Source organism: Alicycliphilus sp. T452 (genome assembly GCF_054512775.1).
Map to the genome: position 1 here is coordinate 1 of NZ_JBTNEH010000033.1, position 20,321 is coordinate 20,321.

Annotated in this window: 16 protein-coding genes, 1 tRNA gene and 2 pseudogenes; 10 read left to right on the plus strand and 9 right to left on the minus strand. The window is 65.6% G+C overall.

What is annotated here, in order from left to right:
* Positions 1-255: 255 nt before the first annotated feature.
* Positions 256-1,443 (plus strand): annotated as a pseudogene (locus ACX12L_RS20680) (IS3 family transposase).
* A gap of 209 nt (positions 1,444-1,652) precedes the next feature.
* Here ACX12L_RS20680 and ACX12L_RS20685 read toward each other — a convergent pair.
* The 8 genes and pseudogenes from ACX12L_RS20685 to ACX12L_RS20720 all read right to left on the minus strand — a co-directional run bounded on the left by ACX12L_RS20685 (position 1,653) and on the right by ACX12L_RS20720 (position 8,734).
* A pseudogene (locus ACX12L_RS20685) lies at positions 1,653-2,301 on the minus strand (transposase).
* Positions 2,302-2,727: 426 nt separating this feature from the next.
* On the minus strand, positions 2,728-4,023 hold the full coding sequence (gene gltA, locus ACX12L_RS20690; RefSeq protein WP_459264322.1) for a citrate synthase: 1,296 nt from the start codon (positions 4,021-4,023) through the stop codon (positions 2,728-2,730).
* A 46-nt stretch (positions 4,024-4,069) separates the two neighbouring features.
* Positions 4,070-4,342, minus strand: coding sequence for a succinate dehydrogenase assembly factor 2 (locus ACX12L_RS20695; protein ID WP_459264323.1), 273 nt, complete (start codon positions 4,340-4,342; stop codon positions 4,070-4,072).
* A 29-nt stretch (positions 4,343-4,371) separates the two neighbouring features.
* Positions 4,372-5,076, minus strand: coding sequence for a succinate dehydrogenase iron-sulfur subunit (locus tag ACX12L_RS20700; RefSeq protein ID WP_459264324.1), 705 nt, complete (start codon positions 5,074-5,076; stop codon positions 4,372-4,374).
* Between the two features lie 30 nt (positions 5,077-5,106).
* On the minus strand, positions 5,107-6,915 hold the full coding sequence (gene sdhA / locus ACX12L_RS20705) for a succinate dehydrogenase flavoprotein subunit (RefSeq protein WP_459264325.1): 1,809 nt from the start codon (positions 6,913-6,915) through the stop codon (positions 5,107-5,109).
* A gap of 55 nt (positions 6,916-6,970) precedes the next feature.
* On the minus strand, positions 6,971-7,336 hold the full coding sequence (sdhD, locus tag ACX12L_RS20710) for a succinate dehydrogenase, hydrophobic membrane anchor protein (protein WP_459264326.1): 366 nt from the start codon (positions 7,334-7,336) through the stop codon (positions 6,971-6,973).
* Positions 7,337-7,360: 24 nt separating this feature from the next.
* Entirely contained in the window at positions 7,361-7,792 is a 432-nt protein-coding gene (gene sdhC / locus ACX12L_RS20715; protein ID WP_459264327.1) for a succinate dehydrogenase, cytochrome b556 subunit, read from the minus strand.
* A gap of 150 nt (positions 7,793-7,942) precedes the next feature.
* Complete coding sequence (locus ACX12L_RS20720; protein ID WP_459264328.1) at positions 7,943-8,734, minus strand: GntR family transcriptional regulator; 792 nt, start codon at positions 8,732-8,734, stop codon at positions 7,943-7,945.
* A 183-nt stretch (positions 8,735-8,917) separates the two neighbouring features.
* Here ACX12L_RS20720 and ACX12L_RS20725 point away from each other — a divergent pair, with 183 nt between their 5' ends.
* The 6 genes from ACX12L_RS20725 to ACX12L_RS20750 all read left to right on the plus strand — a co-directional run bounded on the left by ACX12L_RS20725 (position 8,918) and on the right by ACX12L_RS20750 (position 15,309).
* Positions 8,918-9,904 (plus strand): malate dehydrogenase, encoded by a 987-nt coding sequence (locus ACX12L_RS20725; protein ID WP_459264329.1) that lies wholly within the window; start codon positions 8,918-8,920, stop codon positions 9,902-9,904.
* Positions 9,905-9,916: 12 nt separating this feature from the next.
* Positions 9,917-10,708, plus strand: a complete 792-nt coding sequence (tam, locus tag ACX12L_RS20730; protein WP_459264330.1) for a trans-aconitate 2-methyltransferase — start codon at positions 9,917-9,919, stop codon at positions 10,706-10,708.
* On the plus strand, positions 10,705-11,718 hold the full coding sequence (locus tag ACX12L_RS20735; protein WP_459264331.1) for an HpcH/HpaI aldolase/citrate lyase family protein: 1,014 nt from the start codon (positions 10,705-10,707) through the stop codon (positions 11,716-11,718). The genes tam and ACX12L_RS20735 overlap by 4 nt, the downstream gene beginning before the upstream one ends.
* Before the next feature lie 55 nt (positions 11,719-11,773).
* Positions 11,774-12,421, plus strand: a complete 648-nt coding sequence (locus tag ACX12L_RS20740) for a hypothetical protein (RefSeq protein WP_459264332.1) — start codon at positions 11,774-11,776, stop codon at positions 12,419-12,421.
* A gap of 116 nt (positions 12,422-12,537) precedes the next feature.
* A complete protein-coding gene (gene acnB / locus ACX12L_RS20745) occupies positions 12,538-15,129 on the plus strand; it encodes a bifunctional aconitate hydratase 2/2-methylisocitrate dehydratase (RefSeq protein WP_459264333.1) in 2,592 nt (863 codons plus the stop codon).
* 104 nt (positions 15,130-15,233) lie between these two features.
* Positions 15,234-15,309 (plus strand) — tRNA-Ala (locus ACX12L_RS20750).
* A 32-nt stretch (positions 15,310-15,341) separates the two neighbouring features.
* Here the strand turns inward: ACX12L_RS20750 and ACX12L_RS20755 are convergent.
* The gene (locus ACX12L_RS20755; protein ID WP_459264334.1) at positions 15,342-16,235 is read right to left on the minus strand and encodes a LysR family transcriptional regulator; all 894 of its coding nucleotides are present in this window, start codon (positions 16,233-16,235) and stop codon (positions 15,342-15,344) included.
* Between the two features lie 106 nt (positions 16,236-16,341).
* Here ACX12L_RS20755 and ACX12L_RS20760 point away from each other — a divergent pair, with 106 nt between their 5' ends.
* The 3 genes from ACX12L_RS20760 to ACX12L_RS20770 all read left to right on the plus strand — a co-directional run bounded on the left by ACX12L_RS20760 (position 16,342) and on the right by ACX12L_RS20770 (position 20,320).
* A complete protein-coding gene (locus ACX12L_RS20760) occupies positions 16,342-18,048 on the plus strand; it encodes an acyl-CoA dehydrogenase family protein (RefSeq protein ID WP_459264335.1) in 1,707 nt (568 codons plus the stop codon).
* A gap of 110 nt (positions 18,049-18,158) precedes the next feature.
* Positions 18,159-19,151 carry a Bug family tripartite tricarboxylate transporter substrate binding protein gene (locus ACX12L_RS20765; protein WP_201398137.1) on the plus strand — a complete coding sequence of 331 codons (993 nt, stop codon included), beginning with the start codon at positions 18,159-18,161 and terminating at the stop codon, positions 19,149-19,151.
* Between the two features lie 17 nt (positions 19,152-19,168).
* Positions 19,169-20,320 (plus strand): CaiB/BaiF CoA transferase family protein, encoded by a 1,152-nt coding sequence (locus tag ACX12L_RS20770; protein ID WP_459264336.1) that lies wholly within the window; start codon positions 19,169-19,171, stop codon positions 20,318-20,320.
* Position 20,321: the final 1 nt, after the last annotated feature.

A 20,321-nucleotide genomic window follows, 5' to 3' on the forward strand; every position in this document is an offset into this window, starting at 1 on the left:
GTGCGCCTGACGCTGCGCAGTAACAGCTCTATCTCGGCAAACTTCTCTCGGCTGATGTCGCTCGGGTATTGCTTTCTTTTCACACCCCTATTGTCTGAGGTCGGAAGATCGCAAACAGGCTCTCAGACAGCGGGATCATCGCCAGTAGCTTCTTCCGATTGATGAGCGTCTTGCTTGTCGTTGCTTGTATCCTGATGTTGCCCCCGAAAAACGTACCCCTTGCTGAGTGTTTCAATTCAGGCAAGGAAGACGTAAATGACAAAGACGACGAGAGCGCGCTACACGCTCGAATTCAAGCAGGAGGCAGTGCGGCTGGTCGCTGGCGGCCAGAGCATCGCGGCTGCGGCACGCACGTTGGGCGTGGTTGAGCAAACGCTGTTCAACTGGGTCAAGGCGCAACGCGAAGACAAGCTCAGCGGCGCTGACAGCAAGCCCGTGAGCGCGGAGCAGATGGAGATCAGCCGGTTGCGCGCAGAGTTGGCGAGGGTGAAGATGGAGCGCGACATCCTGGAAAAAGCGACGGCGTACTTCGCGAGGCCGCAGCGGTGAAGTACGCCTTCGTCCAAAGTCACCGCCGAGTGTGGCCGATCTCGGTGCAATGCCGGGTGCTGCGTGTGAGCTTGGCGGGTTACCACGAGCACTTCGTTCGCAGGGCCTGCGGTGCTCGGCGGCGCCACCTGAGCGACGATGCCTTGCTGGGGCACATCAAGGCCGTCCACGCCGAGACGCGAGGCAGCTACGGCTGGCCGCGCATCTGGAAGGAGTTGGTGGCCCGAGGCCTGCAGGTGGGCAAGGAGCGGGTGCGCAAGCTCATGCAGTTGCATGGCATCCGGGCCAAGGGCAAGCGCCGCTTCAAGGTCACCACAGACAGTCGCCACGACCTGCCAATCTCGCCCAATGTTCTCAAGCGCGAGTTCGCTGTGAGCGAACCTGACAAGGTCTGGGTGGGCGACATCACCTACATCGCGACAGACGAAGGCTAGGCTGTTCCTGGCGGTGGTGATCGACCTGTTCAGCCGCCAGGTGGTGGGCTGGTCGCTGCGCCAGGACATGACGCGCGACATCGTGATCGACGCGCTACGCATGGCCTGGTTCAAGCGCCATCCGGGCAAGCAGGCCGGATTGATCTTCCACAGCGACAGGGGCAGTCAATACGCCAGTCACGACTTCAGGGCAGTGCTCAAAGAGTGCGGCATCACCAGTTCGATGAGCCGCAAAGGCAACTGCTGGGACAACGCCTGCGGCGAGACACTGTTCGGATCCTTGAAGGTAGAACGCCTGCACGGACAACGCTTTGAAACCAGGCGCGAAGCCAAGGATGAGATCATCGACTGGCTGCTCTGGTACAACTGCGCTCGGCTACCTTCGACGCTGGCCTACGTCAGCCCGATGCAGTTCGAGCAGGACTGGCATGCCAATCAGCTAAGGCAAGCCAACTCATGAGCTCGGCTATGGGGTTCGGATTCCAGGGGCAAGGTCACCTCCCCGAAATCCTTGCGAGCTTCACCGGCGACGAACTGGCAACCTGGCCGAGCGTGCTATCGAAGGGGGAGGTCGAGCGCCGGCGGGTTGGCCAGCATCGCTAGGTCTGACGATGCCGACTCCACCCCTTTCTTGGCGTTCGTGTATTGACCCAGCAAATCCTGCTCAGGTCAGGCCGCTAATGCAAAAGCCTCAGCGGGAGTTCTCATGTTCAGCGCCTGGTGCGGGCGCCGGTGGTTGTAGAAGTGGATCCAGTCGCCGATCAGGCGACTGGCGTGCTGCAGCTATTCGAACCGGTGCCGATGCACGCATTGCTCCTTGAGCGTGCGGATCATCCGCTCGACCAGGCCGTTCTGCTCAGGACTATGCGGCGTGATGAATTCCTGGCTCAGTCCGTAGCTCCTGACCAGCGCCGTGAAGCTGCGGCTGGTGAAGACCAAGCCATTGTCCGAACGCAGCAGGAACGGCGCCGGCACACGGCCTAGCGTGCCGAAGCGCGCGATCAGGGCCTGCTCCAGCGCCGACTCCGCCGTCTTGGACTTCCCGCTGCGCGACAGGTGCCAGCCCAGCAGTTCACGGCTGTGGCAGTCGATCACCAGCGCCATCGTCGCCCAGCCATCGCGGCCCGGCCCAGACCCGGCACATGTCCGTGGCCCAGTGCTCGTTGGGCGCCTTGGCCACCGAGCGCAGCGACTGGATCCGAGGCCTGAAGCCCACCGGGCGCTTGCGCACCTGTTCATCCATCAACATCAGGTATGGCGCCGCAAAGCTCCATTCCTCGTCTGTCACATCCGTGGGGTACACCTTGTGTCTTGCCATCGGCGCAACCTACCTCAGGCGCTATTAAATTCATAATACGCTCTAGAGTCAGGATGAGCGTTGGTACGTATCCCAATCAACAGCACCGCCACCAGCCCTGGCGGTTCCGCATGTGCTGCGCATTTTCTGGTGCAGGTTTCTGGTGGCCGTGGCTGGGAATATCAGGTGCGTCGCATTGGGACAGATCGAATCATGCAGCTCCAAGGCCACTCCAAGAGTGATGTTTCGCAATGCCCACCCCTGCGGTATCGCTCCGGTCGTGTAGCACGCCGCCTATGGCCCAAACCGTCACGTCGGGGCCTTCGGGACATGCAGGCCTGCCGGAGTGCATACAGAAAAGCCCGCAGGCAGTTGGTGCGTGCGGGCTTGTAGGAGCGTGCATCAACCCGCTCCAAGCAGCCTGCGCGAAGGCAGGCGTTGGCATGATCAGGGCACGTCGCGGCGCGGCGAGCCGGTGAACAGTTGGCGCGGGCGACCGATCTTGTACTCGGGGTCGCCGATCATCTCGTTGAGCTGGGCGATCCAGCCCACGGTACGGGCCAGAGCGAAGATGCCGGTGAACAGGTTCACGGGGATGCCAATGGCGCGCTGCACGATGCCGGAGTAGAAGTCCACGTTCGGGTAGAGCTTGCGCTGCACGAAGTAGTCGTCCTCCAGGGCGATCTTCTCGAGCTGCTTGGCCAGGGCGAACAGAGGGTCCTTTTCCAGGCCCAACTCGGCCAGCACCTCGTTGCAGGTCTCTTGCATGAGCTTGGCGCGCGGGTCGTAGTTCTTGTACACGCGGTGGCCAAAACCCATTAGCTTGACGCCGGAGTTCTTGTCCTTGACCTGCTCCATGAACTCGCCGACCTTGGCTACGCCGCCGTTGGCCTGGATCTCTTCGAGCATGTTCAGGCAGGCTTCGTTGGCGCCGCCGTGCGCCGGGCCCCACAGACAGGCCACGCCAGCGGCAATGGCGGCGAACGGGTTGGTGCCCGAGGAGCCGCACAGGCGCACGGTGGAGGTGGAGGCGTTTTGCTCGTGGTCGGCATGCAGGATGAAGATGCGATCGATTGCACGCTCGATCACCGGGTTGACCTTGTAGTCCTCGCAAGGCGTGCCGAACATCATGCGCAGGAAGTTGCCGGCGTAGGAGAGGTCGTTGCGCGGGTACATGAAGGGCTGGCCAACACCGTACTTGTAGGCCATGGCCACCAGCGTCGGCAGCTTGGAGATCAGGCGGATGGCCGAGATGTGGCGGTGCTCGGGGTTGTTGATGTCGGTGCTGTCGTGATAGAAAGCCGACAGCGCGCCGATCAGGCCCGTGAGCACGGCCATCGGGTGGGCATCACGACGGAAGCCGCGCAGGAAGAACTGCATCTGCTCGTGCACCATGGTGTGCTTGAGCACCAGCTTGTGGAAGTCGTCGCGTTCACCGGCGTTGGGCAGTTCGCCGTTGAGCAACAGGTAGCAGGTGTCCAGATAGTCGCACTTGGTGGCCAACTGCTCGATGGGGTAGCCGCGGTACAGCAGCTCGCCCTTGTCGCCGTCGATGTACGTGATGGCAGACTGGCAGGATGCGGTGGATAGAAAGCCCGGGTCGTAGGTGAACATGCCCGTCTGGCCGTACAGCTTGCGGATGTCGATCACATCCGGGCCTATGCTGCCCTGGTACACGGGAAGCTCGACGCTCGGGCTGCCGTTGCTGAACGAGAGCGTCGCTTTGTTGTCTGCCAGTTTCATTTCCAGTTTCCTTGGGTTGGTTGCTCAGTGGGAGGGAGGGGCGGCCTCATGTCCGCTGGCGCATTTGCTCCAATACGGCCTTGACTTGGTCGGTGGCGATTTCACCTTCCGGTTCCTTGCGCCGCAGCAGTAAATCCAGCAGATCGTTGTCGGGCAGATTCATCAGCATCGTTACCGCGCGCCCCTGGCCGACCGTCAGTTGCGTGCCATGGTGCTCAAAAAAACGCTCGATGAACAGATCGTTCTCGACCAGGCCGCGCCGGCTGCGCCAGCGCAGAATGGCGACATCGCGTGTATCGAGCAGTGCGTCGTCGGTCATGGTTCGTGCGGCTGGCGCCCCGGTGCAGATCAGATGGCGCGGCGCACCATCAGCTCCTTGATCTTGCTGATGGCAGCCGCAGGCTTGAGGCCCTTGGGGCATACGTCCACACAGTTCATGATGGTGTGGCAGCGGAACAGCCGATAGGGGTCTTCCAGGTTATCCAGGCGCTCGCCAGTGGCCTTGTCGCGGCTGTCGGCGATGAAACGGTAGGCTTGCAGGAGGCCAGCGGGACCGACGAACTTGTCCGGATTCCACCAGAAGCTGGGGCAGGAGGTGGAGCAGCTTGCGCACAGAATGCACTCGTACAGGCCGTCGAGTTCTTCGCGCTCCTCGGGGGACTGCAGGCGTTCCTTGGAGGGCGACGTCGGCTCGCTGTTCTGCAGGTAGGGCTTGATCGAGTGGTATTGATTGAAGAACTGTGTCATGTCCACGATCAGGTCGCGGATCACCGGCAGGCCGGGCAGGGGCTTGAGGACGATATCGCCCTGCAGCGACTTCATGTTGGTGAGGCAGGCCAGGCCGTTCTTGCCGTTGATGTTCATCGCGTCCGAACCGCACACGCCTTCACGGCAGGAGCGGCGATACGACAGCGAAGGATCCTGCTTCTTGAGCTTGAGCAGGGCGTCCAGCAGCATGCGCTCATGGCCGTCGAGCTCCACCTGCAGCGTCTGCATGTAGGGCTTGGCGTCCTTGTCCGGGTCGTAGCGATAGATCTTGAAAGTGCGTTGCATGGTGTATTTCTTTCGTGGGACTGCGCAGTCTTAGAACGTGCGAACCTTCGGAGGAATGCTGTCCACCGTCAGCGGCTTCATGTTCACCGGCTTGTAGGTCAGGCTATTGGTCTGGCTGTGCCACAGCGTGTGCTTGAGCCAGTTGACGTCGTCGCGGCCCAGCGGCGCGGTGGGGTGGTCGGCGGGATGCTCGTAATCGTCCACCGTGTGGGCACCGCGGCATTCCTTGCGCGCAGCGGCCGAGACCATGGTGGCCTGTGCCACCTCGATCAGGTTGTCCACCTCCAGTGCCTCCATGCGGGCGGTGTTCCAGACCTTGGACTTGTCCTGGAGTGTGATGGAGCCCACGCGCTTGCGGATGGCGGCGATCTTCTCCACACCTTCGTCCATGCCCTTTTGCGTGCGGAATACGCCGGCGTGGGACTGCATGGTCTGGCGGATCTCGTTGGCCAGATCCTGTGCATAGATGCCGTCCTTGGAGTTTTCCAGCTGGTTCAGGCGCGCCATCGTGCGGTCGGAGGCATCGGCCGGAACGGCGGCGTGGTGGCCACCAAAGCCCTTCACGAATTCGACGATGTGCTTGCCCGCGGATTTGCCGAACACCAGCAGGTCCAGCAGCGAGTTGGTGCCCAGGCGGTTGGCGCCATGCACCGACACGGCGGCGCATTCGCCCACGGCGTACAGGCCGTTGACCACGTTGTTCTTCTCGCCGTCCCAGGTGACGACCTGGCCATGGACATTCGTCGGGATGCCGCCCATCTGGTAGTGGATGGTGGGCACCACGGGGATCGGCTCCTTGGTGATGTCCACGTTGGCGAAGTTGTGGCCGATTTCCTCCACCGAGGGCAGGCGCTTCCTGATGGTGTCTGCGCCCAGGTGGTCGAGCTTCATCAGGATGTAGTCCTTGTTCGGGCCGCAGCCACGGCCTTCCTTGATCTCCTGGTCCATGGAGCGCGAGACGAAGTCGCGCGGCGCCAGGTCCTTCAAGGTGGGGGCGTAGCGTTCCATGAAGCGCTCACCATTGCTGTTGAGCAGGATGGCGCCTTCGCCGCGGCAGCCCTCGGTCAGCAGCACGCCCGCGCCGGCCACGCCGGTGGGGTGGAACTGCCAGAACTCCAGGTCCTGCAGCGGAATGCCGGCGCGCGCCGCCATGCCCAGGCCATCGCCGGTGTTGATGAACGCGTTGGTCGATGCCGCAAAAATGCGGCCCGCGCCGCCCGTGGCCAGCAGCACGGCCTTGGCGTGCAGTTCGTACAGGTCGCCGGTTTCCAGTTCCAGCGCGGTCACGCCGACTACGTCGCCGGTGCTGTTGCGGATCAGGTCCAGCGCCATCCATTCCACGAAGAAGTTGGTCTTGGATTCGACGTTCTTCTGGTACAGCGTGTGCAGCATGGCGTGACCGGTCCGGTCGGCCGCGGCGCAGGCGCGTTGAACGGGCTTCTCGCCGTAGTTGGCGGTGTGGCCGCCGAAGGGGCGCTGGTAGATGGTACCGTCGGGGTTGCGGTCGAACGGCATGCCGAAGTGCTCCAGCTCGATCACCACGTTGGGCGCTTCGCGGCACATGAACTCCACCGCGTCCTGGTCGGACAGCCAGTCACCGCCCTTGATGGTGTCGTAGAAGTGGTAGTGCCAGTTGTCCTCGCTCATGTTGCCGAGCGATGCCGACACGCCGCCCTGGGCGGCAACGGTGTGCGAGCGGGTGGGGAAGACCTTGGACAGGCAGGCCACGGAGAGGCCGGCGCGCGAGAGTTCGAGCGAGGCGCGCATGCCGGAGCCGCCGGCGCCGACGATGACGACATCGAATTTGCGAACGGCAATGTCTTTTTTGGTGTAACTCATGGTCGTGGGGAATGGGGGCTAAAGGGGAGGCAATGGAGGGCGCTATGGCTATGGTCTACAGGCGCCACAGCACCTGCACGGCCCAGCCGCCGCAGCTGACCAGCCAGATGGCCGACAGGGCTTGCAGCACGAGGCGCAGGCCCGCCGGCTTGGCGTAGTCGTACCAGATGCTGCACACACCCACCCAGGCATGCCAAATCAAGGCAACGATGACGGAAAACGTGAGCGCTTTCATCCATTGCGGCGCGAAGATGCCGGCCCAGGCGTCGTAGCCGATGGGGCCCGAGGTGAAAAGCAGCTTGCACAGCACCAGCAGGGTGAACACACCGATCAGCACGGCGGTGATGCGTTGCACCAGAAAGTCGCGCCAACCGTAGTGGGCGCCGACGACGGTGCGCTTGTAGCCGTAGGTTGCAGACATTGTTTTTCTCCTTGGTTTCTCGAATCAGTACAGGCCAAACAGCTTGGCGCCCAGGACCAGCGTCAGCACGATGCTGAAGACCAGCGTGGCCACGGCAGAGTGGCGGCCAAATTCCTTGGTCGTCTTGTGTGTCACGTCCAGTACCAGGTGACGCACGCCTGCGGCCAGGTGGTGCAGATAGGACCAGATCAGCGCCAGCACGACCAGCTTGATGAACCAAGCGGGCAGGAAGCCGATTCCGGTGCTGAACGCGGAGGTGAAGCTGCCGAAGGAAATTTCGGAGGACACCGACTTGTCGAACAGCCAGATGATGAAGGGCAGCAAAACGAACAGCAGCATGCCGCTGACGCGGTGCAGGATGGAGACCAGACCAGCCAGCGGCAGGCGGTAGGTTCTGATGTCGGTGAACAGGTTCAGGTTGCGGTACTGCGGCCGTTTTTTTGCGATCTCTGTCATGGCTGGGTCTTTCGTGGATGTAACTGCGTTGTAATCGTGTCGATGCGGACAGCCCAAAATTCTATTGCAATGCACCACGGCACTGTTGCGGCAGCTGCATATTCTGGCCTGCATTGCATCGCGATGCGGCTGCGTTGGATCAGTGGCGGGTCAATTCAGCTCGTTGTAGTAGTGGTGTGTATCGGTTCGGTACAGGCCCCGGCGCAACTCCATCGGGGCGTCGTTGTAGGTGTACGCCAGCCGCTCCACGCTCAGCAGCGGCGTGCTGCAGGTCACATTCAACCACTGCGCCTGGGTTTCGTCCGGGAGTATGGCGCGTATCTTTTCTTCGGCGCGCACCATGCGAACGCCAAAGTCGATCTCGAACATGGCATAAGTGGGGCCCTGATAGTGGGCCAGTTGCTCGGCCGTCAGCCCCTTGAACGCCTGGCCGGGCAGCCAGATGTCCTCCAGGATGGTGGGCACGCCCGTGAACGAGAGAATGCGCTTGATTTGGATCACCGGATCGCCGGCGCGCAAGGCGAGTATGCGCGCGACCTCCATGCCGGCGCGTGCCCGGCGGCATTCCAGGATGGTGCGCTGGGCTGGGCCTTCCACGCTGGCGTCTCCCTGGTCGGGCAGCAGCTTGAGGAAACGGTACTGTACCTGGCGTTCGGTGTGGGTGGCCACGAAGGTGCCCTTGCCCTGGCGGCGGGTGACGAGGTTCTCGGCGGCCAGTTCATCGATGGCCTTGCGCACGGTCCCCTGGCTTACGCGAAAGCGTGCCGCGAGTTCCATTTCGCTCGGAATGGCCTCGCCGGGCTTCCACTCGCCATGCTGCAGGCTATGCAGGATGAGGCCCTTGATCTGCTGGTACAGCGGGCTGAAGGCCGGCGTGACAGTCCCCGCGCTGCCGCTCACGGGTGGCGGGTCTTCGGCGCTGGGCGGGAGTGAGGGCGGCATGGCGATGCTGTCGGTACTGTTGAGGTGATCATATCTTATATAAGACATAAGACAAATTGACCCTGTGCAGGAATCGGCAGTAAAATCGCCCTCTGTTTTGCGGGGCACGGGCTGCTGATGACTGGCGCTGGTGCTACCTTGCACCAACGCCATTTTTCTCACACTTCCCTTCTGGAGTTTTTCATGAGCAAGAAGCCCGTTCGCGTCGCAGTTACCGGCGCCGCCGGTCAAATCGGCTACGCCCTGCTGTTCCGCATCGCCTCCGGTGAGATGCTGGGCAAGGACCAACCCGTCATCCTGCAACTGCTGGAAATCCCCGACGAAAAGGCGCAGAACGCCCTCAAGGGAGTGGTCATGGAACTCGAAGACTGCGCCTTCCCGCTGCTCGCAGGCATCGAGGCCCATGCCGACCCCATGACGGCGTTCAAGGACACCGACTACGCCCTGCTGGTCGGCGCACGTCCGCGCGGCCCCGGCATGGAGCGTGCCGACCTGCTGGCCGCCAACGCCCAGATTTTCACGGCCCAGGGCAAGGCGCTGAACGCGGTGGCCTCGCGCAACGTGAAGGTGCTGGTGGTCGGCAACCCCGCGAACACCAACGCCTACATCGCCATGAAGAGCGCGCCCGATCTGCCGCGCGAGAACTTCACCGCCATGCTGCGCCTGGACCACAATCGCGCCGCCAGCCAGATCGCCGCCAAGATGGGCATCGCCGTGGGCGATATCGAAAAGCTGTGCGTCTGGGGCAACCACTCGCCCACGATGTACGCCGACTACCGTTTCGCCACGGTGAACGGCAAGTCCGTCAAGGACACCATCAACGACCATGACTGGAACGCCAACGTGTTCCTGCCGACCGTGGGCAAGCGCGGTGCGGCCATCATCGCCGCGCGCGGCCTGTCCTCGGCCGCCTCGGCCGCCAACGCCGCCATCGACCACATGCGCGACTGGGCCCTGGGCACCAACGGCAAGTGGGTCACGATGGGCATTCCCTCCAACGGCGAATACGGCATTCCCAAGGATGTGGTGTTCGGCTACCCCGTGACCTGCGAAGGCGGCAAGTACACCCTCGTGAAAGATCTGCCCATCGACGCCTTCTCGCAAGAGTGCATCAACAAGACCCTGGCCGAACTGCAGGGCGAGCAGGACGGCGTCAAGCACCTGCTGTAATCCGGCTCTTCCATGCTCGACTGGAATCCTGCGCTCTACCTGCGCTTTGCCGATGAGCGCACGCGCCCTGCAGCTGAGTTGCTGGCGCGCGTTCCCTTGGCCCGAGCCCGCCATGTGGTGGATCTGGGCTGCGGGCCGGGCAATTCCACCGAGCTGCTGGCGCAGCGCTTTTCTCAGGCGCGCGTCACCGGCATCGACAACTCCCAGTCCATGCTGGCCGCCGCGCGCCAGCGCCTGCCGCAGGCCGTTTTCGCGCTGGCCGACATTGCCGCCTGGGCCCCCAATTCCGGCGACGCTCCGGACCTGATCTACGCCAATGCCTCCCTGCAATGGGTCGGTGCGCACGAGACGCTGCTTCCCCGCCTGTTCGCCCTGCTGGCGCCAGGCGGCGTGCTGGCGATCCAGATGCCGGACAACCTCGACGAGCCCGCGCACCGCCTGATGCGCGAGGTGGCGGGCCAGCCGCGGTTCGCCAGCCACGTCGGCGACGCTGCCCGCATGCGCACCGGCATCCTGCCCGTCGGCAGCTACTACGACCTGCTGGCAGCGCCCCGGGCCGGCGCTGCCTCGGTGGATGTCTGGCACACCGTCTACCAGCACCCCATGGACTCGGCCACCGCCATCGTGCAGTGGCTGCAGGGCACGGGGCTCAAGCCCTTCGTGGAGGGACTGCCGCCCGCGCTGCGGGACGATTTCCTGGCCGAATACGAGCGGCGCGTGGATGCCGCCTATGGCGTGCGCGCCGACGGCCGGCGCCTGCTGGCCTTTCCCCGTCTCTTCATCGTCGCCCAGCGCCAGCCATGACCACATCCTCCACCGCTCATCCCGCCCAGGTGCTGCTGGGTGCCCAGGCCGGCGCCCAGAGCATCCCCGTGTGCGACCACTACAGCGGCGTCGAGGTGCGCATGCGCAAGAGCCTGCAACTGCAGCAGGAATTGCAGGCCGAGTTCGGCCATTGCGTGTTCGATGTCACGCTCGACTGCGAGGATGGAGCCCCCGTGGGCCGCGAGCGCGAGCACGCCACGCTGGTGGCGGCGCTGGCAACCCAGGCAGCCCCGGGCGCACGCGTGGCGGCGCGCGTGCACACGGTGGACCATCCCGCGTTCGCGCAGGACATGGCCATCATCGCCGGCGAGGCCGGCCAGCGCCTCACCCACATCATGATCCCCAAGGTCGAGTCGGTGGACGACGTGCTGCTGGCCGAGCGCGCGCTGGTCGCGGCCGGGGCGGGGCACCTGCCGCTGCATGCGCTGATCGAGTCGCCTGCGGCCGTGCACCGTGCGTTCGAGATTGCCGCCCATCCGCGCATCCAGAGCCTGAGCTTCGGGCTGATGGACTTCGTCTCCGCCCATGGCGGCGCGATACCTGCCTCGGGCATGACGTCGGCGGGGCAGTTCGAGCATCCGCTCGTGGTGCGCGCCAAGCTCGAGATCGCCGCCGCCTGCCATGCCAACGGCAAGGTGCCGTCGCACTGCGTGGTCACCGAATTCAGCGACGCGGCCGCCATGCAGGCCGCGGCCGCCCGCGCCGCGCGTGAGTTCGGCTATACGCGCATGTGGAGCATCCACCCGGCGCAGATCCGCCCCATCCTCGCCGCCTTCGCGCCCGAGGAGGCCGAGATTGCGCGCGCCGCCCGCATCATTTCTGCCGCCATGCACGCTGACTGGGCCCCGATCAGCGAGGATGGCGTATTGCACGACCGCGCCAGCTACCGGTATTTCTGGCAGGTGCTCGAGCGTGCGCACCAGACCGGCCGCATGCTGCCGCCACAGGCCCAGGCCTGGTTTGCAAAGACTGACGACGCCGAGCCCTGACACGGGTATTCTTGCCGCTACCGCAGTCCTACCGTTCTCTTTCGTTGGAACCATCATGAAAACCCTCATCGCCTCCGCACTCCTGCTGGCCGTCCCCGCATGGTCCCTGGCCCAGACCGCGTCGCAGCCGGCCGGCAAGCCTGCCGCCCAGGCAGAGGCGAAGAAGAGCGTCGGCAAAAGCAGCGCCAAGCCGGCGGCCGCCAAATCTGCCGCCGCCAAGTCGAACAAGAAGGCTGCGGGCGAGGCGCACAGCGTGGTGGCCAAGGCGTCGCCTACCAGCAGCCGCACCCGGCTGCACAGCGGCGCGATGCAGGTGGCTGCCGGCATCAGCGCGGCCGAGGCCGCGCTCACGCCGCAAGAACTGGCGATCGCCGAGAGCGTATACACCGGCCGCATGGCCTGCGAACTCGGCGCCTTCGTCGAGGTCGAGGCCGATGCGCAATCGCCCGGGCGTTTTTACGTGCATGGCAAGGGCTTCAAATACCACATGTCTCCCGTGGTCTCGGCCACCAGCGCCGTGCGCCTGGAGGACCAGCGTGCCGGCGCCGTGTGGATCCAGATCGCCAACAAATCCATGCTCATGAACCAGAAACTGGGTCAGCGCATGGCTGACGAGTGCATGAGCCCGCAGCAGGTGACGGTGGCCGAGGCCATCAGGAAGAACCCGCCGCCGAGCCTGCTCGAGAACCCCGCCGCCAAGTAGCCCCCAGCGCCCGCCGCCCGGGCCATGGGCACGACCGCCAGCGCGGCGGGTGTGCGCGCGACCGGCAGGCGATCGCCCCCACTTTGAAAACCTAGACCATTCCGGAGAAAGAAGACATGCTGCAAGCCTACCGCGACCATGTGGCCGAGCGCGCCGCCCTGGGCATCCCGCCGCTGCCGCTCGATGCCAAGCAGGTGGCCGAGCTCATCGAGCTGATCAAGAACCCGCCCGCCGGCGAGGCCGAGTTCCTGCTCGACCTGCTGACCTACCGCGTGCCACCGGGCGTGGATGACGCAGCCAAGGTCAAGGCCAGCTTCCTGGCCGCCGTGGCGCACGGCGACATCCAGGTGGGCCTGATCAGCAAGGCCCGCGCCACCGAGCTGCTGGGCACCATGGTGGGCGGCTACAACGTGCATCCCCTGATCGAACTGCTGGACGACGCCGAAGTGGCGGGCGTGGCCGCCGAGGCGCTCAAGAAGACGCTGCTCATGTTCGACTACTTCAACGACGTGGCGGCCAAGGCCAAGGCCGGCAATGCCAAGGCCAAGGAAGTGATGCAGAGCTGGGCCGATGCCGAGTGGTTCACCAGCCGCCCCGAGGTCGAGAAGAAGATCACCGTCACCGTGTTCAAGGTGCCCGGCGAGACCAACACCGACGACCTGTCGCCCGCGCCAGACGCCACCACGCGCCCGGACATTCCGCTGCACTACCTGGCGATGCTCAAGAACCAGCGTCCCGATGCAGCCTTCAAGCCCGAGCAGGACGGCGTGCGCGGTCCCATGCAATTCATCGAGGACCTGAAGAAGAAGGGCCACCTGGTCGCCTACGTGGGCGACGTGGTGGGCACGGGCTCCAGCCGCAAGTCGGCCACCAACAGCGTGATCTGGGCCACGGGCGCCGACATCCCCTTCGTGCCCAACAAGCGCTTCGGCGGCGTGACGCTGGGCGGCAAGATCGCCCCCATCTTCTTCAACACGCAGGAAGACTCCGGCGCGCTGCCCATCGAGGTGGATGTGTCCAAGATGGAGATGGGCGACGTGCTCGACATCTTCCCCTACGATGGAAAGATCGAGAAGAACGGCGCCAAGATCGCCGACTTCGCGCTCAAGAGCGACGTGCTGCTCGACGAAGTGCGCGCCGGCGGCCGCATCAACCTGATCATCGGCCGCTCGCTCACCGCCAAGGCGCGCGAAGCGCTGGGCCTGGCCGCATCGACCGCCTTCCGCCTGCCCCAGGCGCCCGCCGAATCCAAGGCAGGCTTCACGCTGGCGCAGAAGATGGTCGGCCGCGCCTGCGGCCTGCCCGAAGGCCAGGGCATCCGCCCCGGCACCTACTGCGAGCCCAAGATGACCACCGTGGGCAGCCAGGACACCACCGGCCCCATGACGCGCGACGAGCTCAAGGACCTGGCCTGCCTGGGCTTCAGCGCCGACATGGTGATGCAGTCCTTCTGCCACACCGCCGCGTATCCCAAGCCCGTGGACGTGAAGACCCACCGCGAGCTGCCCGCCTTCATCAGCAACCGTGGCGGCGTGGCGCTGCGCCCCGGCGACGGCGTGATCCACAGCTGGCTCAACCGCCTGCTGCTGCCCGACACCGTGGGCACGGGCGGCGACAGCCACACGCGCTTCCCGATCGGCATCAGCTTCCCCGCAGGCTCCGGCCTGGTGGCCTTCGGCGCCGCCACGGGCGTGATGCCGCTGGACATGCCCGAATCGGTGCTGGTGCGCTTCAAGGGCCAGCTGCAACCCGGCGTGACGCTGCGCGATCTGGTGCACGCGATTCCGCTGTACGCCATCAAGGCCGGCCTGCTGACCGTGGCCAAGGCCGGCAAGAAGAACATCTTCTCGGGCAAGATCCTGGAAATCGAAGGCCTGCCCGACCTGAAGGTGGAGCAGGCGTTCGAGCTGTCCGACGCATCGGCCGAACGTTCTGCCGCAGGCTGCACGATCAAGCTCAATCCCGAGCCGATCAAGGAGTACCTGCGCTCGAACATTGTTCTGATGAAGAACATGATCGCCGACGGCTACCAGGACGCGAAGACCCTGCAGCGACGCATCGAGAAAGTCGAGGCCTGGCTGGCCAAGCCCGATCTGCTCGAGGCCGACAAGGACGCCGAGTACGCCGCCGTGATCGAGATCGACATGAGCGAGATCAAGGAGCCCATCGTCTGCTGCCCCAACGACCCGGACGACGCCAAGTTCCTGTCCGAAGTGGCCGGCACCAAGATCGACGAGGCCTTCATCGGCTCGTGCATGACCAACATCGGCCACTTCCGCGCCGCGGCCAAGCTGCTGGGCGGCCAGCGCGACATCCCGGTCAAGCTGTGGGTGGCGCCGCCGACCAAGATGGACCAGAACGAGCTCATCAAGGAAGGCCACTATGCCGCCTTCGGCACGGCCGGAGCGCGCACCGAGATGCCCGGCTGCTCGCTGTGCATGGGCAACCAGGCGCAGGTGCGCGAGGGCGCGACGGTGATCAGTACCAGCACGCGCAACTTCCCCAACCGCCTGGGCAAGAACACCAACGTGTTCCTGGGCTCGGCCGAGCTGGCCGCCATCGCCTCGCGCCTGGGCAAGCTGCCCACCCGCGAGGAGTACCTCAAGGAAATGGGCGTGATCGACGCGGACAAGGCCAGCGTGTACCGCTACATGAACTTCGACCAGATCGAGGAATACGCCGAGGTGGCCAAGGGCGTGACGGCCTGACGCGCGCAAGGCGTTGCTGAGACGGGCCCGCTTCGCGCGGGCCTGTTGCATTTTTGAAGGGGCAGGACATCGCCCGTGGGCATGGCGCAGTACACTTCGAGTGGGGGCCGATAGCTCAGCTGGGAGAGCGCTGCGTTCGCAATGCAGAGGTCGGGAGTTCGATCCTCCTTCGGTCCACCAATCACAAGGGCCTGGATATTTTCCAGGCCCTTTTACATATCCAGCGTCTGAACCGCCTGCTGCAAATGCGCGAGCAGCGCCTGCACCAGCGGATTGGCCGGCGCGCTGCGCCACATGGCCAGCATTTCCGAGTGCGGGTGCTCGCCCCGCAGCGGGCGGAACACCAGGCGCGGCAGGCCCACGCGCTCCAGCGCCGCGGGCACCAGGGCGACGCCCTGGCCCAGCGAAACCAGCGAGATCACCGACAGCCAGTGGCGCACCTCGTGGCGCACCTCAGGTGCGAAGCCGTGGGCCAGGCACATCTCGTAGATGCGCTGGTGGTAGGTGGGCGAGACCAGGTTGGAGAACAGGATCAGCCGGTCGTCGCGCAGCTCGGCCAGGTCGATGCTTTCGCTGGCGCACAGCGGGTGGTGGTCGGGCAGGCAGACCACGAAAGGCTCCTCCACGATGAGCTGGCTGGAAATGCCCTCGGGCGGCTGGATGGAGTGCACCAGCGCCACGTCCAGCCGCATCTGCTGCAGGCCCAGGATCTGCTCGGCGCTGTTGGCTTCGAGCATGTCCACGCGCACCTGGGGGTGGGACAGCTGCAGTTGCGCCAGCGCCTGGGGCAGGCCGCGGTACAGGCTGGAGCCCACGAAGCCCAGGCGCAGGTGGCCGCGCGTGCCCTGGGCCACGTCGCGCGTTTCCTGCGCCGCCTGGTGGCTGAGCGCCAGCAGCTGGCGTGCCTTGCCCAGCAGGTGCTCGCCCGCGGCCGTGAGCCGCACGCCCTTGCTGCTGCGCTCGAACAGCTGGGCCTGCAACTCCTGCTCCAGCTGCTTGATGGCCACGCTCAGGGGCGGCTGGGAGATGCACAGCCGCTGGGCTGCGCGGCCGAAGTGCAGTTCCTCGGCCAGGGTCGCGAAGTAGTGCAGCAGGCGCAGTTCCATGGTGTCAAAGATACAAATTCACTATGGACAAAGATTTTAATGATATTGGACTCGAATGGACCTGCGTGCTGCAATCACGCCCAGCACCACACACAGGAGAGCCGCCATGTCCGCCAACGACCAGACCCAGATGACAGCCCTGGCCCAGGCCAGCGCCGCCGCCCACCCCGTGCCCGACCGCGGCCACGTGAACTACTACACCACCGACACCGAGCTGCAGCAGCTGCTGGCCCTGTACCTGCCTGCGGACCTGTTCGCGCACCTGCAGCCGTACTTCGAGCGCATGGGCGAGCTGGCCGGTGGCGCCGTGGACGACTGGGCGCTGGAGGCCGACCGCAACCCGCCGACGCTGGAGATGCGCAGCCGCTCGGGCAAGGAGCAGCAGCGCGTCGTCAAGCACCCGGCCTACGTCGAGATGGAAAAGGTGGCCTTCCAGCAGTTCGGCCTGGCCGCGATCTCGCACCGCGAGGACATGCTGGGCTGGAAGGGCAAGATGCCGGCCATCGTCAAGTACGCGCTGACGTACCTGTTCGTGCAGTCCGAGTTCGGCCTGTGCTGCCCGCTGTCCATGACCGATTCGCTCACGCGCACGCTGCGCAAGTATGGCGAGCAAAAGCTGGTCGACAAGTACCTGCCCAGTCTGCTGGCGATGGACTTCGATTCCGCCGTGCAGGGCTCGATGTTCATGACCGAGCAGGCGGCGGGCTCGGACATCTCCAACACCCTGACCATGGCCTACCCGCAGCCGGACGGGAGCTGGCGCCTGTATGGCGAGAAGTGGTTCTGCTCGAACCCGGACGCGGGTTTTTCCATGGTGCTGGCGCGCGTCGATGGCGGCCCGCCCGGCATGAAGGGCATATCCCTGTTCCTGCTGCCGCGCCAGCTCGATGACGGCGGCACCAACCACTACCACATCGTGCGCCTGAAGGACAAGATGGGCACGCGCTCCATGGCCAGCGGCGAGATCCGCATGGAGGGCGCCGTGGCCTACCTGGTGGGCGAGCAGGGCAGGGGCTTCGTGCAGATCGCCGACATGGTGAACAACTCGCGCCTCTCGAATGGCATGCGCTCGGCCGGCATGATGCGCCGCGCCGTGGCCGAGGCTGAGTTCATCGCCCGCGAGCGCTGGGCCTTCGGCCGCCGCCTGCAGGACCTGCCGCTGATGCAGGTGCAGTTGGACAAACTGCGCGTGCCCGCCGAGCAGGCGCGCACCATGGTGCTGCAGACTGCGCAGACGCTGACGCGCTCGGACGCCGGCGACAAGGCGGCGTATGCGCTGCTGCGCATCCTCACGCCGCTGATCAAGTTTCGCGCCTGCCGCGATGCGCGCAAGGTCACGGGCGACGCCATGGAGGTGCGCGGCGGCTGCGGCTACATCGAGGAATGGGCCGACCCGCGCCTGGTGCGCGATGCCCACCTGGGCTCGATCTGGGAAGGCACGAGCAACATCGTGGCGCTGGACGTGAAGCGCGCCATCAAGCGCGAGGGTTCGCTGCCGGTGCTGCGGGACTACCTGCACGGCCTGCTGGCCGACACCCAGGGCATCACCGCCGCCTATCGCCAGGCACTGACGGGCGCACTGGCGCGCGCCGTGGCGCTGGCCGAGCGCGCCGTCGCCGAGGACGGCGAAAGGCTGGTGCGCCAGGCCGCCACGGCCCTGTACCACTGCACCACGGCCATCGCCATGGCCTGGGAGGCGCGCAAGACCGGCTCCGCCGAGCGCCTGCGCCTGTCGCAGCTGGTGCTGGCGCACCGCGTGCTGCCGCGCGACCCGCTGGCCGAGACGGCCGTGCCGGCCGACTGGCTGCAGTAACCAGTCCCGGCTCCCTCTCCCTTCGGGGGAGGGAGTTTCAAGGGAAAACGACCCGCAGCGCCCATGGATAAAGCGCTGCAAGCTATCAAATCAATAACAGGAGACAACCCATGACCCTACCCAAGCGCAGCCTGCTCGGCCTGATTGCCGGCGCCGCCATGCTGGCGGCCCTGCCCGTCCAGGCGCAGGACAAATTCCCCGACCGCCCGATCATGTTCGTGGTGCCGTTCCCGCCCGGCGGGCCCACGGACGCCATGGCGCGCATCCTGGCCACCGAGCTGACCCGCGAGCTGGGCCAGGCCGTGGTGGTGGAAAACCGCGCCGGCGCGGGCGGCAACATCGGGGCCGACTTCGTGGCGCGCGCCAACCCCGACGGCTACACCATCATGTTCGGCACCTCGGGGCCGCTGGCCATCAACCACAGCTTGTACAAGGGGCTCAAGTACGACCCGCGCACCAGCTTCGAGCCCGTCATCTACGTGGGCTACCTGCCCAACATCCTGGTGGTGCGCCCCGGCCTGGGCGTGAACAGCGTGCAGGAGCTGATCGCCAAGGAGAAGGCCAAGCCCGGCACGCTCAACTACGCCTCCTCGGGCAACGGCGCCTCGTCGCACCTGGCGGGCGTGCTGTTCAACGGCATGGCGGGCACGCAGCTGGTGCACGTGCCCTACAAGGGCACGGGCCCGGCGCTCAACGACCTGCTGGCGGGCCAGGTGGACATGACCTTCACCGACATCCTGACCGCCATGCCCTACATCAAGAGCGACAAGGTCAAGGCCCTGGGCGTGGCGACGGCCAAGCGCTCCAGCGCCATGCCCGACATTCCCACCATCGCCGAGCAGGGCGGCAAGGAGTTGAAGGGCTACGACGTGAGCGTATTCTTTGGCGTGGTCGCCCCCAAGGGCACGCCGGCCGACCGCGTGAAGCTGCTCAACCAGGCGTTCACGCGCGCGCTGGCCACGGACAAGGTCAGGCAGACCTTCGCGGCCCAGGGGCTGGAGGCCTCGCCCGACCATTCGCCCGCCTACCTGGGGCGCTTCATCAAGGCCGAGGTCGATAAATGGGCCAAGGTGGTGCAACAGTCGGGCGTGCAACTCGACTGAACTGGAGTGAATTTCTCATGACACAAGGGCAAGACCCGCGGCAGGCAGCGGGCAGGGCGGGCGCGCTCGCGGGCGTCAAGGTGCTGGACCTGTCGCGCATCCTGGGCGGGCCGCTGTGCGGCCAGATCCTGGGCGACCACGGCGCCGACGTGCTCAAGGTGGAGCCGCCGCAGGGCGACGACACGCGCACCTGGGGGCCGCCGTTCAACAAGGATGGCGTGGCGTCATACTACTTCGGCCTGAACCGCAACAAGCGCATCCAGTTCCTGGACCTGTCCGCCCCGGATGGCCAGATGCGCGTGCGCGAGCTCATGGCCCGGGCCGACGTGGTGGTGGAGAACTTCAAGGCCGGCACCATGGAGAAGTGGGGCATAGGCTACGAGCAGGTGCGCCACGAGTTCCCGCACCTGGTCTGGTGCCGCGTGACGGGCTTCGGCACCGACGGCCCGCTGGGCGCGCTGCCGGGCTACGACGCCGCCATCCAGGCCATGGCCGGGCTCATGAGCATCAACGGCGACGCGGATGGCGACCCGCTGCGCGTGGGCCTGCCGGTGGTGGACATGGTCACCGGCATGAACGCCGCCATCGGCGTGCTGCTGGCGCTGCACGAGCGCGCCCGCAGCGGCCAGGGCCAGCTGGTCGATGCCGCGCTGTACGACTCGGGCCTGTCGCTCTTGCACCCGCACGCGGCCAACTGGTTCATGAGCGGCAAGGTGCCCGGGCGCACCGGCAACGCCCACCCCAACATCTATCCGTACGACGTGGTCCACACGGGCGGCGCGCCCATCTTCCTGGCCGTGGGCAACGATCGCCAGTTCGCGCTGCTGTGCGACTACATCGGCCAGGGCGCGCTGGCGCAGGATGCGCGCTTCGCCACGGCGGGGCAGCGGTCGGTCAACCGCCATGAGCTCAAGCCGCTGCTCACGCAGGCGTTCGCTGACCGCGACGGCCAGGAGCTGGCCGATGCGCTGATGGCCATAGGCGTGCCGGCGGCGCCGGTGCTCGACGTGGCGCAGGCCCTGCGGCACCCGCACACGGCGCACCGCGAGATGGTGGTGGCCATGGACGGGGGCTACCAGGGCCTGGGCGCGCCGGTCAAGCTGAGCCGCACGCCGGCCAGCTACCGCATTGCGCCCTTGAGCGAGGGACAGGACTTCCTGCCCGACTGAG